Consider the following 16,874-nt stretch of genomic DNA (forward strand, 5'->3'; position numbering starts at 1 on the left):
GAATCTGTAGTAAATCGACAGATTTAATAACGTGACAAACGTAATAGACAGACTTGCGATGACTGATGTTGATATTGAACATATGAAAAATCAGCATTCACATAATCGCAAGTCTGTTTTTATTTCGATTTATCTCAATTTATTTCGATTAATTTCAGATTATTTTGCAGTCTTTGTGGATTTCGCAGTATCGTCATCAACCGTATGCTTGCGAATTTCCAGCATTTCGATACGACGGCCGTCCACTTGCGTGACAGTCATGTCGTAACCGTCGTCGGAAGACAGCACATCGCCGACTTCGCCCATCTTGCCAGTGTGCGCCAGAAAATAGCCGGCAACCGTCTCGTACGGGCCGTCCTCAAGCTCGATACCGGTCAAATCAGCGAAATCCTCAATCGTCATACCACCTTCGATAGTGGCGACGCCATTGACGAACGCAGTACGTTCCGTGCGTTCGCCACCCTTCTCCTCCGGCAGATCGTATTCGTCGCGAATATCGCCGACCAGCTCCTCCGTCATATCCTCCAACGTGACGATGCCGTCGGTACCGCCATATTCGTCGATGACCACCGCCAGATGAATGCCGCGCTTTCGTAGCAATTCAAGGCTTGGCAGCAGCTTCGACGTGCCCGGCAGCGAAATGCCCTCGCGCGTCACGTCGGCAACCGTCCGTGCTTTGGGGTCGCGGATGTCAAGCAGATCGCGCACGTGCACAAAGCCGAGCACATCGTCGAAATCCTTGCCGGTCACCGGATAACGAGAGTATGGCATTCCGCGTACGTACGCGGCCGCCTCCTCGATTGGCATGGCACCATCCAGAAACACCACGTCGGCGCGCGGGCGCATCACTTCCGCCACAATCGTTTCGGACGCGTCGAACACGTCGTCGAGGATCGTGCGTTCGTCTTTGCTCAAGTTCGTATTGGTGTTGACGAGTACGCGCAGCTCCTCGTCGGACACTTCGCTGTCGGTCTCGTTCGGATCAAAACCAAGCATGCGCACAATAATGTTCGTATTCTTGCCGATCAGCCAAATAATCGGCTTGCACACCTTCGCAAACACGTGAATCGCGGGCACCACGGCACGCGCGATCTGCTCGTTGCGCTGCATGGCGATACGCTTCGGCACCAACTCCGAAATCACAATCGAACAGTATGAAATGATCAACGTCAGCACAATGGTTGTTAGGGGAGCGGCCACGCTCGTCGGCACGCCCCAACTTTCGACGATCGGCACAATGTATGGCGAAATCGACGATTCGCCGAACGATGCGGAAAGAAAACCGCTCAACGTCACGCCGATCTGCACGGTCGACAGAAACGTGTTCGGATCGCGTGCGATTTGTGCGACGCGCTTGCCGCGGGCATCCTCCTGTTCCATTTGGTCGATCTGCGATCCGCGCAGACTGACCAACGCCAGTTCGGTGCCGGCGAACACGGAACCGAGCAGCAGGAAGATGAAGATCAGGAGGATATTCAAACCGAGTGACATGGTTCCAATCTAAAGCAACGGCATGTCAAAACAGCGCGACGCAACGGACTTGGAAGCTGTCTTTTCCGGAAAAACGTCAGAAGCTCAATACTTCGACTTTTCCGGTGTCGAGCTGGTAGCGTGCTCCGGTGATCATCAGCCGGTCCTTGTCGGTATTCGGTTGCTCCTAGTCCAGTGGGGCAACATGACGTCGATATGATGTTGATATGGAGATTATGTATGTGTAAACTTTTAATTTCCCCTAGAAAATGTAGCTTAAGCTGGTGATTATCCCCTAGAAAATGGTATTTTTGTTTAAAACGACTATTCCTGTCAATTCGCCATTCCGACAGCAAATGGTGTATTGGGAAAGTTGATCGAGCGAGGTGCATCTATGAAACGTTGGATGATGAAACGGCTTATCGCATGGAAGAACGATGCGCATCGCAAGCCTTTGATTCTGGACGGTGCCCGACAGACCGGTAAGAGCTGGTTGGTTAAAGAGCTCGGACGCACTCAGTTTGAATCGATGGCGTATGTCTCACTGGAGAACAATGAGGCTATGGATCAACTTTTTTCCGGTTCTCTGCGTCCTGAACGGTTGATTGCAGGTATCGCTTTGGCTTCGCGAACGCGCATTGAACCCGGGAAGACTTTGATTGTGCTTGATGAGGTGCAGGCGATTCCCAGAGCCGTCGAGGCGTTGAAATATTTCGCAGAGGAAGCTTGCGAATACGCGCTGATCGCAACCGGATCATCGTTGGGCATCACCGTGCATCCAGGCACTTCCTATCCCGTGGGGAAGGTGGATCGCTACCGTCTATATCCGATGAATTTTCTGGAATTTCTGGACGCCGTTGGCTGCCATAATCTTACGGAAATCATCGAAAACGCGGATCTGGACATGATGTCGGTATTCCACGAGCAGCTCATGGAATGGCTGAAATACTACATGGTGGTAGGTGGCATGCCGGAAGCCGTCGAGATTTTCGCCGATACATATCCTGGTGCTGATTTCAATCGGATAATGCAGGTGCAGGAAGACATCCTGCAGGGCTATCGCGGTGATTTTTCGAAGTATGTCGATGCGATGCCGAGGGGATTTTCCTTGCGCCTTGCACAGGTTTGGGATTCAATTCCCTCCCAGCTTGCGCGTGAGAATAAGAAGTTTCTTTATGGTGCGGTGCGTTCCGGTGGACGTGGCAAAGATTTTGAATTAGCGATTCAGCGGTTGCTTGATTCATCGATCGCATTGAAGGTCGCGCGGGTCACCGCTCCGGAATATCCGCTCAAGTCATTCGATGATGTCGATGCGTTCAAGCTTTATACGTCCGATGTCGGTTTGTTGCGTACCATGAATGGCGCGAGTCCGGAGAGTATTTTGGATGGCGATTCGGTATTTGGTTCAGCGAAAGGCGCTTTTGCCGAGCAATTGGTATGTCAGGAACTTGTTTCGTATGGATTTGAGCCCCGCTATTGGACGAATGCCAATTCGACGAACGAACTTGATTTTCTTGCGCAGAACGATCGGTATGTTATACCGATTGAAGTGAAGGCCGGCATCAATCTTCACGCGAAAAGTCTGAAGGCCGCCATCAAACGATTCGGCTTTGAGCATGCTGTGCGGTTCTCGCCGTTGCCTCCACGCAAGGATGGTGACATACAGGATCTACCGTTGTATGCGGTGGCTGTGCTTGCACGTACAACGGCAGATCGACGTCTGTCATGAATCGTATAGAAAATCAGAAGCTCAATACTTCGACTTTTCCGGTGTCGAGCTGGTAGCGTGCTCCGGTGATCATCAGCCGATCCTCCGCCAGCGCGCGCTGAATCACCTCGGACTGTTCCACCAGTTGCTCGATGGTGCGTGCGATGTGCACGCGCTCGAAATCCTCCGTCGATTCCAGCTCCGACTCGTGCGCCTGCCAAATCGAAAAACCGACGGTGCGCAGCATCAGCGATTTCGCGTTCAGAATACGTTCGTCAAGGTCGGCAACGCTGTCAGCGGCCATCAGCGAATCCTCCGCGTCGGCGGTCAACTCGTGCAACAACGCCTCGTATTCCTTGCATGCCTGCTTGATCGCGCCGCAATTCTGATGGCCGAGCACCACCAAAAGGCGCACGCCGAGCATATCCACCGCGTATTCCAAAGAGGCGATCACGGCATCGTCTATGACCTGCCCTGCCGTGCGCACGGTGAACAGATCGCCGATGCCTGCGTCGAAAATAATATCGGGGCTGACACGTGCATCAGAGCAGCTCAATACCGCCGCATCCGGCTCATGCGTGTCGATAACCGCCTTGCGTGCTTCCACACTGCGGTTCGGATGTTCCAGCTTGCCTTCCGTGAATCTACGGTTACCCGCCAACATGCGGCTCCACACGCCGTTCGCCGTGCCCTCCACGTCGTTCTGGTTCACAAATGTTTCGTCCGTCATTGATTCCACCTCTTTGTCATTTCATCACAGGCTATGGTTCATCATAAACGGTGTTTCTGAAGTTGTTTCGATTGAATCGCCATCTAAGGCAGGGGCTGAGGACGTTTTCTTGGGGATAATCGCGCAGCTATTCCTTGGCTCTGACGGTATCGTGCCGGACTCATCCAACCGAGCGACTGCCCCGGATTCTAAATAGACGTGCAACGCCTTGTCTAGGTTTGGAAGTGTTCAGTTTCTAATTTAAGAAGGCGTTGCGCTTACAAGTTGAATCCGGGAACGCGAGCGGGGAGGCCCGCGCCGTTTATCGGCACGGAACCTCCCCGCTCGCATCATCCAGGCGGTCAGCCGAAGATCAGCCGGTGTTCTGCAGGCCTGCTGCGACACCGGACACGGTGCACAGGATCAGGTAGGTGTAGTTCGCCTTCTGTCCGTGCGTGAGCTCTTCCTTATCGACGCGCTTACGCAGCGAACGCAGGGCGAGCACCTGGGTGACAGACAGTGCGTCCACATACGGCGAGCGTATGCGGATGGCCTGGCCGAGCACATGGCGGTGCTGCAACGGCCATTCGTCGCCGACGATCTTGAGCACCCATTCGCGGGTGAGCTCCATCTCGTCGAGCACCTTCTTGTTGAGATCCTCACGGTCGCCGAGTGCCAAGTACATCTTGGCGATACGCTCGTCGGTCTTAGCCAACGACATCTCGATATTGTCGATGAACGTCGAGAACAGCGGCCAATCCTCATACGCCTGACGCAGGGTGGCGAGATCGCCGAACGCTTCGCAGGCGGATCCGAGGCCATACCATGCAGCGAGGTTGATGCGTGCCTGAGCCCAAGAGAAGATCCACGGAATGGTACGCAGATCGTCCAAGGACTTGGCGCCGAGACCACGCTTTGCAGGTCGGGAACCGATCGGCAGCAGACCGATTTCGGTCAGCGGCGTGACGGTGGAGAACCACGGTGCGAAATCCGGAGTATTCAGCAGATCCAGGAAGCGATTGTGTGCGACTTCGTCGAGCTTGCTTGCCATGTCGGCATACTTCTCGGTCATGTCGGTGTTGCGCTTCTCCACGCTCGGAGCGGATTGCAGCAGCGTTGCGGCCGCCACGGATTCTACGTGGCGGATGGCCAGAACCGGGTTGCCGTAACGTGCGAAGATGACTTCGCCCTGTTCGGTGAGCTTGAAACGGCACTTCACGGAGCCGACCGGCTGTGCGAGCACGGCACGGTTGGCCGGGCCGCCGCCACGGCCAACGGCGCCGCCGCGGCCATGGAACAGGGTCAAGTCGATATCGTGCGATTCTGCCCACTTGGCGATGCGCTCCTGTGCGGAATGCAGTGCCAGAGTTGCGGACGTCGGGCCGGCATCCTTCGAGGAATCGGAGTAGCCGAGCATGACCTCAAGCTTGCCGCCGGTGGCCTTCAGACGAGCCTGCACTTCAGGAATCTTGATCATTTCCTCAAGCACATCCACCGAATTCTGCAAATCCTCAAGCTGTTCGAACAGCGGGATTACGTCGATGGTCGGCACATCCTCGGGGCGTGCGAACGACAGACGGTTCAACTCGTACACGTCCTTGATGTTCTGGGCGCTCTTGGTGAACGAGATGATGTAACGGCGGGCGGCCTTGACGCCATTGCGCTTCTGGATTGCGCCGAGCGCGCGGAAGGTGTCGAGCACTTCGTGGGTCATCGGCTGCAGTTCGCCGCGTTCGCCGTGCAGACCATGTTCGCGGATGTCTTCCAAAGCGCGGGAATGCACCACGGAATGCTGACGGAACTCCATCTCGACCATATGGAAGCCGAAGGTTTCGGTCTGCCAGATCAGATCCTGCAACGGGCCGTACGCGGAACGCTTGGCGTTGGCGTCGGCGAGGGAACGCTGCACGATCTTCAGATCGGCGATGAAATCCTCGCAGGAATGGTACATCAGGTCGACATCGCGGTCGATGGTGGCGCGAAGACGATCGGCCATAACCAGCATGACTGCGCGGTGCAGTTCCTTGGTGGAGATCAGAGCTGCCTTGTCGGTAAGGCGTTCGCTCATCTCCTTCTGACGGTTCCACAGGCTCTTGAGCTCGGCGCTCGGCGGCGTCGTGGTGGATTCCATGGTCAGGTTCTTGCCGATATGGCGGGTCTCGATCTCGAGCGCTCCCAGCACATGATCGCTGAACTTGCGAGCCACCTGACGGCTCACCTTGGCGGTGACGTTCGGGTTTCCGTCGCGGTCGGAACCGATCCAGCTACCCGGATGGAAGAACGCGGGGCACACCGGCGGCACTAGGCCGGCCTTGTCTCCGAGGATCCAATCATCGAAACGGCGATAGACCTGCGGAATGGTGTAGAACAACGTGTTGTCGAAAATGTCGAGGATGGTATCCGCTTCCTCAACCGGTGTCGGCTTCTTCAGTGCGATCGGGGAGGTGCGGAACAGCGCGTCGATCTCGTTGAAGAGACGACGGGAGTTTTCCTTCTTGTCCGAGCCGCCAAGCAGCTTATGCGCTTCGAGCAGCTGGGAGATACGGCGAATCTTGCCTTCCACGGCCTTACGGCGGGCTTCGGTCGGATGCGCGGTGAACACCGGGTGGAACTCGAGCTGGTCGAGCAGTTCCTTTGCCTTGGCCGGACCGAGCTCGTTGATGAGCTGGTGGTAGGCGCAAGTCATTTCGTTGACTGGATCGACGGGCGCGGTGTCCTCAACCTTGGATTCGCGCTGATGCAGCACGGAAACGCGATAGTTCTCCTCGCATAGATTGGCGAGATGGAAGTAGGTCGTGAATGCGCGGGCCAGCAGCTGTGAGTCTTCAACATTCATCTTGTCGATGGTGTTGACCGCGTTCTGCAGGTCGTCCTGCTCGGAATTGGTATCAGTCAGAATGCCGGCGAAGCGTTCGGCGCTGGCATTCAGTGCGTATTCGCGCACCTCATCGAATGTCGCCAGCAGCTTTTCGTCGAATTCACCGAGGACCTCGCGAAGAATCTGCAGACACAGATCCATTTCTTCTTTGAGGGATGCGGGAAGATCGCGCTCTTCGGGACCCTTGGTTCCCGTGCCGGACGAGACGATAGCTGCGTCCGCAGGCGTGATCTGTTGATTATTATCTGCCATCAGATCTCCTTCTCCGAACCATCGGGTTGCCCGGTCTGTTGGTCCTTCGCGGCACCTCCGCGATTGTTTTGGCCATCTGTTGCGAGCCCACAGCCCTAAGTTCGGTCGGTAATGCACGACCATTGTATGCGCGGCAAATCGACAGTTTGGTTACGGAAATACCGAAAATGTCCGCATCGTGGTCCAGTGGTGTCCACAAGGTGAAATCGACGGAAATTTCGAAAATCCTCCGACCAGCCCACACGTTAGACCTGAACTTGTGAGCGCACAATACGAACATGAACATGAGACGAATTTCGAAAGCGCGGAAAAAAGCGCTTCGGCCGTCAGCAAATTCCATACACACTCCATTCCGCTCGATATGGAAGATATTGAACGGGATTGGGACAAGCCGGTTGCTGAAGCGGGAATCGCAGCAAAAGCCAGCGTGATCGTACGCGTCGGCATGCTCGATCTCGGCGCGGGCACCGGAAGTTTCCGTGTCCGCGAAATGATGCACCGCATCGCCTACCCGCTCGGCGTGCACGTACGCGCCGACGTGAACCTCACCGACATCGAAGCCTCCTGCACCGACGGCAAAGACCGCATCACCGAAGTCATCGACCTGCCAACCACCGGCGTCAATACGGAACGCATTTGGCTGCTCGAACACTTCGCTGACTGGTTCAACGTGAACCTCGGCAAAGGATCGATGTACCACAGCCAATCCGACGTGTCAGAAGGGCTTATGCAGCATCTCGACAAGCGTGATGCGTCGCAGGTGTCGGCCGACCTGTCGAAGCGTCTTCGCGAACGTCAGAAAGCCGAACAGAATCAGGAGGGATCCGACGATCCCGTGCTTGACGCGCTTGAAATGGTGACGGAGCGCGCCGAAGCGACCGATACCACCGCGCAGCCGTTGCACTTGCGTGACATTGAAGCGGCAAGCGAGCATAATCGCGGTGAACGTGAAGCTGAACGTGAAACCAAGCGTGAAACCGCCAGCGCGGCCAACGTTACGTCAAGCGAATCGACCACGAAAAAAGCGCGCAAAAATCGCAATCATAAGCCGCCAAAAGGCCAATACGCCGAACATTTCGACCATGTCGGCAAAGAAGCGGACCAATCGCAAGGCATCACCGTTCGTCAAGCGCACGAACGACTCAACATGATCGAACGGCGCAAGCCCCTGTATTCGCCGGCATTTGCAGGATTCGCCTCGGCCTGCGCCTGTGCATCCTTCGTGTTCCTGCTTGGAGGCGGCCCCTTCGACATGATCGGCGCGTTCATTGGCGCGGGACTTGGCCACTGGCTGCGCCGCCGCCTGTTCGCCCACCATCTCAACCAGTTCTTTGTGACGTTCGTATGCGTGGCCGTCGCGGCACTCGCCTGCACGGGCACCCTGCGATTGATTGGTATTTTCGAGCCCGTCGCATTGCAGCATGACACGGCTTACATCGGTGCCATGCTGTTTGTGATTCCTGGATTCCCGTTGATTACGGGCGGACTTGATATGGCGAAGATTGATTTTCCGTCAGGTATTCAGCGCGTTGCGTACGTGTTGTGCATTATTTTGATGGCGACGCTCGCAGGGTGGATGGTCGCTTCGATCGTGCATTTGAATCCGGAAGGATTCGAGCCGTTGGGACTCAATCCGGTTGTCAATTGCCTGTTGCGTTTCGTGTTCGCATTCATCGGCGTCTGGGGCTTCTCCACTATGTTCAATTCCCCGCAGCGCATGTGTCTTGTGGCCGCCACCATTGGCGCCATTACCGACACCTTGCGCTTGGAAATCGTTGACATGGGAGTTCCCGCCGAAGCCGGCGCATTCATCGGCGCACTGCTCGCAGGCCTGCTCGCCTCCGCATGGCGTTCCGCGGTTCATCGCAGCTGGCTCGCCCCACATCTCGGCTACCCGCGCATCTGCCTGACCGTGCCGTCCATTGTGATCATGGTTCCCGGTTTGTACATGTATCAAGCCATGTTCCACCTCGGCCAATTCGACACCTTGAACGCCCTCGACTGGGCTTTCCGCGCCTTCATGGTGATTATCTGCCTGCCGATCGGCCTAGCCATGGCCCGCGTCATCACCGATAAGTCTTGGAGATACGACATCTGAAAATCTGACAATGGAGCGTTATCTGCGTTGTTCCTCGGTCGACGTACTTTCGTGCGCCTTCCTTCGGTACGCCTTGATACCGCACGCATTGCCAAATTTTCCCTAGAATCCAGAACGGTGCATAACAACTCGCAGAATTTCGGAATTTGGGCGAGTAAATGAGATAAATGCGATTGTTGCAATGTCCGACCGGTACATTGGGACAATCGCATATTTTTCAGAAGAGATTCGAAAGAAATTCGTTTCGACAGAGATTTGAAGAAAGAGATTCGAAAGAAATTCGGCTAGAAATCTAAGAAGAGAGAATTCATGGTTACCAAAGATTTTTGGGTGCTGCTGGCGATGGTCATCTATTTTGTGGCCATGCTCACCATCGGCTTCATCTACTCCAAGCGATCCAATTCATCCACTCGTCAGTATTTCGCGGGTGGTCGAGGCGTTGGTCCATGGCTGACGGCTTTAAGCGCCGAAGCCTCCGATATGAGCGGCTGGCTGCTCATGGGACTGCCGGGCGTCGCCTACTTCACCGGTGCCGCCGACCCGCTGTGGACGGCCCTCGGCCTGGCTCTCGGCACCTACCTCAACTGGAAGCTCGTCGCACGGCGTTTGCGCCGCTACTCCGTGGTGGCAGGTGACGCGATCACCATTCCGGACTTCTTCTCCAAACGATTCCATGACAAACGCAACATCGTCTCCACCATCGCGGCGCTGATCATCCTCGTATTTTTCTGCGTGTATGTCGGCAGCTGCTTCGTGACGGTCGGCAAACTTTTCTCGACCCTGTTTGGCTGGGACTACCACCTGACCATGGTGATCGGTGCGGCCATCGTGTTCGCCTACACCTTGATCGGCGGCTATCTTTCCGTGGTCGTGACCGACTTCATCCAAGGCTTGCTCATGTTCTTCGCGCTGGCCGTGGTGTTCATCGGTTCCGTGGCGTCCGTCGGCGGAGTCGACAACACCGTCGCCTTCCTCAAAGGCATTCCAGGATTCCTTGACGGCACGCAAATGGCCACGCCAATCCTGAACGAGGCCGGCGAGCAGATCATCAAAGCCGGTCAGGCCATGTTCGGCGCTCCTACCGAATACGGCGTGATCACCATGATTTCCATGCTTGCGTGGGGCCTTGGCTATTTCGGTATGCCGCAGGTGCTCGTGCGATTCCTGTCGATCCGCAGTTCTGAAGAGATCAAAAAGTCCCGTATCATCGCAACCACATGGTGTGTGGTGTCGCTTGCATGCGGCGTGTGCATTGGCTTGGTTGGCCGTGCGATGATGCCGACGCAGTTCGTCACGCAGTCCGCTGCGGAGAACATTTTCATTGTGGTTTCGCAGGCGCTGCTGCCAAGCTTTATGTGCGGCATCGTGGTGTCGGGCATTTTCGCTGCGTCCATGAGTTCGTCTTCATCGTATCTGATTATCGGTGCTTCCGCGGTTGGTGAGAATATTTTCCGCGGATTGCTCTACCGCAAGGCTACTGATCGTCAGGTGATGATGGTTGCCCGCATCACACTGCTGGTTATGTTCGTTTTCGGCATTGTGGTTGCATTCGATCAGAATTCGTCGATTTTCCAAGTTGTTTCGTATGCGTGGGCTGGTTTGGGCGCTTCATTCGGTCCGCTGATGCTGTGTTCGCTGTATTGGCGTCGTACCAATAAATTCGGTGCGATTGCGGGCATGCTTTCCGGTACTGCGACCGTGCTGATTTGGCATAATTTCATCAAGCCGCTTGGTGGTGTCTTCGCTATTTACGAGCTGCTTCCGGCGTTCATCATCTCACTGTTGTTCATTGTGGCGGTGTCGTTGTTGACTCCGGCTCCCGATGCTGAAGTGTTGCACGAGTTCGATCATTATCTTGATGATCCCGATGATCGCAAGGTGGATGACGATTTGGTTGCAGCGGAAATCGCTTCCGGCGAAAAGCGCGCGCAAATCTGATCGCATGCGATCGACAATGAGCTGATTCAAGTACAGGAAGGCCGGATTGCACAATACGCAATCCGGCCTTTGTCGATGCTGAAACGCTGTTTAAAGCGTGATTATGGCGTTTCTGGAGCTTTAGTAGCGCATGCCCATGGCGTCGCGGACTTGCTCCAAGGTTTCGTTGGCGATGGCGTTGGCCTTCTTGTTGCCTTCGGCGAGCACATCGCGCACGTAATCCATATCCTTGGCGAGTTCCTCGCGACGGGCGCGATGCGGCTCGAGGAAGCTGTTCACCGATTCGATCACATACGCCTTCAGCGCGCCCGCACCGGAATCGCCGATCTCCTCGGCGATCTCCTTCGGATCACGACCGGTGACCAAACCGGCGGTCGTCAGCAGTGCGGAAACCTGCGGACGTGCGATCGGATCGAACGTGATGCGACGCTCGGAATCGGTCGGACTCTTCTTGATGAGCTTGGCGGTCTCCTGCGCGGTGGCACCCAACATGATGGAATTGCCGTACGACTTGCTCATCTTGCGGCCATCCAAGCCTGGAATCTCCGGCGCTTCAGACAGAATCGCAGCCGGCTCGGGGAACACCGGATGCTTCTTGGCGTAACGTTCGTTGAAACGACGCGCGATGGTGCGCGTGATCTCGACATGCGGCAGGTTATCCTTGCCGATCGGCACCACATTGGCCTTGCAGAACAGAATGTCGCATGCCTGATGCACCGGATAAGTCAGCAGCAGGCCGGTCAGCGCATGGCCGGAAGCTTCCATTTCCGACTTCACCGTAGGATTGCGATGCAGCTCGGCCTCAGTCACCAACGACAGGAACGGCAGCATCAGCTGGTTCTCCGCAGGAACGGCGGAATGCGTAAAAATCATGGTCTTTTCCGGATCGATGCCGGCAGCCATGTAATCAAGCACCAAATTGAGCACATTGTCTTCGATATGCTCGGTCGTGTCACGATCGGTGATCACCTGATAATCGGCGATGATGATATTCGAATTCACGCCACGATTCTGCATGGCGACGCGCTCGCGAATCGAACCAAAATAATGGCCGAGATGCAGACGTCCGGTCGGACGGTCGCCGGTAAGCATGGTGAACTTGCCCGGATTCTGTTCGATTGCGGCGAGCGTTGCGTCGGAACGCTTCTTCGCTGCGAGGAAGCTCGCGCTCATTTCATTGCCGACAGCGGTGATCTGCTGCTCCTGGGTTTCGTCCGTCATACGTGTCCTTTTCTTAAGAAAATCAGCGATTTTATCGTAAAAGTCTGAGCCGACAACGAAATATGGCATAACAAGTGGTACTCTCTTGTTTGATGAATTGATAGCACAGTAATCCTCAGGGGGTCAGATGGGCCGCGGACGTCAGAAAGCCAAACAGCAGAAAATAGCCCGAAAGCTCAAGTACCTGACCACCGACACCGACTACGATGAGCTCGCCAAGGAGCTCGGTGCCCAGGAGCCTGGTTCGGGTTCTTTCGATCCTTTCGCCGATATCGAAGCAAAATATTCTCACGATGCGGACGCTGAAGATGAGATTTCTGAAGATGTTCAGGAGTCCGCGCAGACCGACGCCGAGGATGACCTCGACGAGTATGCGAAGTGGGCCGCGGAGGCGGCGGCGAAGGCCACGAGCGGAGAGTTCCCGGTAGCCAAGTCCGCTGCGCCGAAGTCGCACAAGCCCATCCCGATGCCGATGCCCAGCGCGCTGAAGCCGAAGAAGCAGGACTAATCGGCATATCAGGTACTTTGTGAAACCGCGATGCGGATATGCCTGTTGGGTATATCCGCATCGCGGTTTTGCTATGCGTTTTTGCGCCTGTGAAGGTCTTCTCGCAGCCTTCACACCAACGGCAGCAAGCCGCTTAAATCGTCGCGTTCGCCAACGGCCGTGATGCGTCCCGCTTCCTTCTCCTCAGCCCAGCTGGTAATGCCCGTGGCGAGTCTCATCCACACGTCCGGTTCCAGTTCGATCACGTCCGGCGGCGTGAGATTATGCGGATCGGATGCCGGCCCGTCGAGAATCTTGATGGCGCCCCACGGTGCGACACGCACTTCCACGCCCTCTCCGGGCGCTTTTTTCTCCAGCAGATGCAGCGAGTAACGCACCGCCATCGCCCACAGTTGGCGTGGCAATCGTGGAGAGAATTCCAGACGGAAATCGCGTGCCGCGTCGGTATTTGCGGGAATATTGTCGGCGATCATGCGATGAGACGTTTGCAGCCATTGTGCAAAAGCGTCATGTCCCTTATGCAGATCTTGTTCTCGAATAACAGCCATACGTGTTATTTTGCCGCTTGCAAGCGACTGTGATGAGGCGTTGCAGACAACGTAGTCACAACTGAACAGGGATGTGAAGAGAGGAAAAATATTTGCGATTTCTGACGGCGTTCGCAATTTTGTTGCATGTCGTTTGCGTGTCGTTCGCAACGTTTTTGCAGTCGGTTTACATTTTTTGCAAACGAATGCTAGCCTGTAATCGTTTGAAATTTCGTCTTTTTCTGATTACATAGTATGCTGTATATGAGAACGTATGCATGATGTTACTTAGTGTTCATGCGGCCGCTAATGCAAGGACGCTGGGGCAGGGCATAATGTTTCTGGAGAGTAATCCGTCAAAGGGAGTCGATTAATGACTGAAATTACCGCACCGAAGTCCGCGGTCACCGCGGAGCAGTTCGCAGACGAAATCCGCGAGCAGCTGAAGTACACCCAGGGTGTCACCGTCGAGCAGGCCAAGCCGGCCGACGTGTACGTCGCCGCGTCTACCGCGGTGCGCCGCCACCTCATGGATTCCTGGTTCAAGACCCAGGCTGACATGGTCAATGGCAACACCAAGGCAGTCGGCTACCTGTCCGCAGAATTCCTGATGGGCAAGCAGCTGCGCAACGCGCTGCTCAACGCCGGTCTGACCGAGCAGTTCAATGCCGCGGTCGAGGAACTCGGCTTCTCCGTGCAGGACGTCGTCGACGCCGAGCACGAGCCGGGACTCGGCAATGGTGGCCTCGGTCGTCTGGCCGCCTGCTTCATTGATTCGCTCGCCTCGCTGGGCGTGCCGGCATTCGGTTATGGCATCCAGTACAAGTACGGCATCTTCGAGCAGAAGTTCGACGAAAACGGCAAGCAGATCGAAACCCCGGACTACTGGCTGACCAACGAAGAGCCGTGGGGCCACATCGATTACAACCGTGACCAGAAGGTCTCTTTCGGTGGCGAAGTCGTCGAAGAGAACGGCAAGAAGGTTTGGAAGCCGGCTTGGTCCGTGCGTGCAGTCCCGGTCGACTACATGGTTCCGGGCTATGCTTCCGGCCGTGTGAACACCCTTCGCCTGTGGACCGCCAAGAGCTACGACGAGTTCGACCTGCTCACCTTCAACAAGTCCGAGTACCTTGATGCCGTCAAGCCGCAGGTCGAAGCGGAAAATATCTCCAAGATCCTGTATCCGGAGGATTCCACCCCGCAGGGCAAGGCGTTGCGTCTCGAGCAGCAGTACTTCTTCGTGTCCGCCTCCATCCATGACGCCATCCGCGTCTTCTACCCGGGCCAGGACAAGCCGGATCTGACCACCTTCGCAGACAAGATCACCTTCCAGCTTAACGACACCCACCCGGTCATCGGCATCCCGGAGCTCATGCGCGTCCTCATGGACGAGTACGGCTACGATTGGGATACCGCCTGGACCGTCACCAACAAGACCTTCAACTACACCTGCCACACCCTGCTTCCGGAAGCCTTGGAAGTGTGGCCGTCCAAGCTCATCGGCGAACTTCTGCCGCGTCACCTCGAAATCATCGAGAAGATCCAGGACCAGTTCGCAGCCGAGCTCAAGACCAAGGGCGTCGACGAAGCCACCATCAAGGACATGGCCATCTACACCGGCGACTCCGTGCGCATGGCCTACCTGGCCACCTACGGCGGCTCCCACGTCAACGGCGTTGCCGAGCTGCACTCCCAGCTGCTCAAGGACGTCACCCTGAAGAACTTCTCCGACGTGTATCCCGACAAGTTCACCAACGTGACCAACGGCGTGACCCCTCGCCGCTTCGTCAAGCTCGCCAACCCGCGCCTGTCCGACCTCATCACCGAAGGCCTCGGCACCGACAAGTGGGTGAGCGACCTCGAACTGCTCAAAGGCCTCGAACCGCTTGCCGCAGACGACGAATTCGTCAAGAAGTTCGCTGCCGTCAAGCAGGCCAACAAGGTTGACTTCGCCAACTACGCCAAGCGCGAATACGGCTTCGACATCGACCCGAACACCATGATCAACACCATGGTCAAGCGTCTGCACGAATACAAGCGTCAGGCACTGAAGATCCTCGCCGTGATCGCACGTTACGCCGACATCAAGTCCGGCAAGATCTCTGCAGACGACGTCATGCCGCGTACCATCGTGTTCGGTGCTAAGGCCGCTCCGGGCTACTATCTGGCCAAGCAGACCATCCAGCTGATCAACAACGTCGCCCGCGTCATCAACAACGACCCGGACGTCAAGGGCAAGCTGAACGTCTACTTCCCGTGGAACTACAACATTCGCCTCGCACAGCACCTCATCCCGGCCACCGACCTTGACGAGCAGATCTCCCAGGCCGGCAAGGAAGCCTCCGGTACCGGCAACATGAAGTTCGCTCTCAACGGTGCCATGACCGTCGGCACCCTCGACGGTGCCAACGTCGAAATCCGTGAGCGCGTCGGCGCTGAGAACTTCTTCCTCTTCGGCATGACCGTCGACGAGGTGGACGCCCTCTACGCCGAAGGCTACGAGCCGAAGAAGTACTACGAGGCCGATCCGCGCCTCAAGGCCGCCATCGACATGGTCGCAGACGGCACCTTCTCCAACGGCGACAAGACCGTGTACGAAGACCTCGTCCACGATTGGCTCACCAAGGACTGGTTCATGACCCTCGCCGACTTCGGTGCCTACACCGCCATCCAGTCGGAAATCGAGGCTCTCTACGCCCAGCCGCTCGAATGGAACCGCAAGGCCCTCATCAACGTGGCGAACTCGGGCTACTTCAGCTCCGATCGTTCGATGGAGGATTACCTCGAGCGCATCTGGAAGACGGGTCCGCTCGCAGACTGACGGAGCGTTATCTGCGTTGTGGAAGGCTCGACGTACCTTCGTGCGCCTTCGCCTTCCACGCCTTGATACCGCATGCGTCAGTCCACTCGCTCCGCTCAAGTAATGACGGAGTGTCTGTGGCGTTGCTCCTCGGTCGACGTACTTTTGTACGCCTTCCCTCGGTGCGCCTTGCAGACACACGCGTCATTATTTTTGCTCCGCTCGCCTGATAGCGCTAGATAAGGCGTGATGATGAAGGGACGATTCTTTGGAATCGTCCCTTTTTGTGTTTGGATAACGTGTCTGGATAACAAAAAGCCCTGCGCGAAAGGGCGGCAGGGCTTTTGAAAGGAAGTAGGAATCAGGCGGCTTCGGGAGCGGCGGTGGCCTCAGTGTCGGCTTCCTTGGCTTCTTCGGCATCCTTGGTCAGGCCAAGATCGACAGGAGACGAGCTGTTCTCCCACGGCTCCTCCCACGGATCGTAATCCGGATTCTGCTGCTTGTACACATACAGACCGACGACACCGGCAAGCAAAGCTCCGAAGAGCAGTGCGAAGAACTTCCAACCGTTAGAAGACTTGTTCTCCATGACGGATCCTTTCCCAAATATCGGCGAACATTGGCTGACCTGCTCGTTCAAGCCAACTCTGTTCACTATATTAATTCCTTGAATGTGTTGATTGGGTGGATTTACGCGCCGAGGATTCACAAGAATGCAATCATTTGCAATGATTTCGCAGATTCGCGGATTCGCACGTTCCAGTA

11 protein-coding genes and 1 pseudogene are annotated in these 16,874 nt (G+C 56.1%); 5 read left to right on the forward strand and 7 right to left on the reverse strand.

Translation table 11 applies throughout. From position 1 onward, the window contains the following. Positions 1 to 159: 159 nt before the first annotated feature. The gene (locus tag CE168_RS06330; protein ID WP_099571594.1) at positions 160 to 1,491 is read right to left on the reverse strand and encodes a hemolysin family protein; all 1,332 of its coding nucleotides are present in this window, start codon (positions 1,489 to 1,491) and stop codon (positions 160 to 162) included. Between the two features lie 76 nt (positions 1,492 to 1,567). Beyond that, positions 1,568 to 1,636 (reverse strand): annotated as a pseudogene (locus CE168_RS09360) (carbonic anhydrase); the annotation flags it as partial. Positions 1,637 to 1,864: 228 nt separating this feature from the next. Here CE168_RS09360 and CE168_RS06335 point away from each other — a divergent pair. After that, positions 1,865 to 3,199 carry an ATP-binding protein gene (locus tag CE168_RS06335; protein WP_099571595.1) on the forward strand — a complete coding sequence of 445 codons (1,335 nt, stop codon included), beginning with the start codon at positions 1,865 to 1,867 and terminating at the stop codon, positions 3,197 to 3,199. A 13-nt stretch (positions 3,200 to 3,212) separates the two neighbouring features. On the opposite strand, the gene CE168_RS06340 is transcribed toward CE168_RS06335, so the two are convergent. Both CE168_RS06340 and CE168_RS06345 read right to left on the reverse strand, forming a co-directional pair. Further along, positions 3,213 to 3,908, reverse strand: coding sequence for a carbonic anhydrase (locus tag CE168_RS06340; protein WP_099571596.1), 696 nt, complete (start codon positions 3,906 to 3,908; stop codon positions 3,213 to 3,215). A 352-nt stretch (positions 3,909 to 4,260) separates the two neighbouring features. Then, positions 4,261 to 7,017, reverse strand: a complete 2,757-nt coding sequence (locus tag CE168_RS06345; RefSeq protein ID WP_099571597.1) for a phosphoenolpyruvate carboxylase — start codon at positions 7,015 to 7,017, stop codon at positions 4,261 to 4,263. Between the two features lie 361 nt (positions 7,018 to 7,378). Between CE168_RS06345 and CE168_RS06350 the strand changes: the two genes are divergently transcribed. Next, positions 7,379 to 9,115 (forward strand): threonine/serine ThrE exporter family protein, encoded by a 1,737-nt coding sequence (locus CE168_RS06350; RefSeq protein ID WP_236824354.1) that lies wholly within the window; start codon positions 7,379 to 7,381, stop codon positions 9,113 to 9,115. Positions 9,116 to 9,424: 309 nt separating this feature from the next. Continuing rightward, the gene (locus tag CE168_RS06355) at positions 9,425 to 11,053 is read left to right on the forward strand and encodes a sodium/proline symporter (RefSeq protein ID WP_099571598.1); all 1,629 of its coding nucleotides are present in this window, start codon (positions 9,425 to 9,427) and stop codon (positions 11,051 to 11,053) included. Between the two features lie 120 nt (positions 11,054 to 11,173). On the opposite strand, the gene trpS is transcribed toward CE168_RS06355, so the two are convergent. Further along, positions 11,174 to 12,274 carry a tryptophan--tRNA ligase gene (gene trpS / locus CE168_RS06360; protein WP_065446534.1) on the reverse strand — a complete coding sequence of 367 codons (1,101 nt, stop codon included), beginning with the start codon at positions 12,272 to 12,274 and terminating at the stop codon, positions 11,174 to 11,176. Between the two features lie 127 nt (positions 12,275 to 12,401). On the opposite strand from trpS, the gene CE168_RS06365 reads away from it, so the two are divergent. Then, positions 12,402 to 12,782, forward strand: a complete 381-nt coding sequence (locus CE168_RS06365; protein WP_099571599.1) for a DUF3073 domain-containing protein — start codon at positions 12,402 to 12,404, stop codon at positions 12,780 to 12,782. A 110-nt stretch (positions 12,783 to 12,892) separates the two neighbouring features. Here CE168_RS06365 and CE168_RS06370 read toward each other — a convergent pair whose 3' ends face one another. Then, the gene (locus CE168_RS06370) at positions 12,893 to 13,330 is read right to left on the reverse strand and encodes a sterol carrier family protein (protein WP_099571600.1); all 438 of its coding nucleotides are present in this window, start codon (positions 13,328 to 13,330) and stop codon (positions 12,893 to 12,895) included. A 352-nt stretch (positions 13,331 to 13,682) separates the two neighbouring features. Between CE168_RS06370 and CE168_RS06375 the strand changes: the two genes are divergently transcribed. Next, a complete protein-coding gene (locus CE168_RS06375; protein WP_099571601.1) occupies positions 13,683 to 16,130 on the forward strand; it encodes a glycogen/starch/alpha-glucan phosphorylase in 2,448 nt (815 codons plus the stop codon). A 340-nt stretch (positions 16,131 to 16,470) separates the two neighbouring features. On the opposite strand, the gene CE168_RS06380 is transcribed toward CE168_RS06375, so the two are convergent. After that, positions 16,471 to 16,698 carry a hypothetical protein gene (locus CE168_RS06380; RefSeq protein ID WP_099571602.1) on the reverse strand — a complete coding sequence of 76 codons (228 nt, stop codon included), beginning with the start codon at positions 16,696 to 16,698 and terminating at the stop codon, positions 16,471 to 16,473. Between the last annotated feature and the right edge of the window lie 176 nt (positions 16,699 to 16,874).

It is taken from the genome of Bifidobacterium sp. N5G01 (assembly GCF_002742425.1).
GTDB lineage: Bacteria > Actinomycetota > Actinomycetes > Actinomycetales > Bifidobacteriaceae > Bifidobacterium > Bifidobacterium hominis.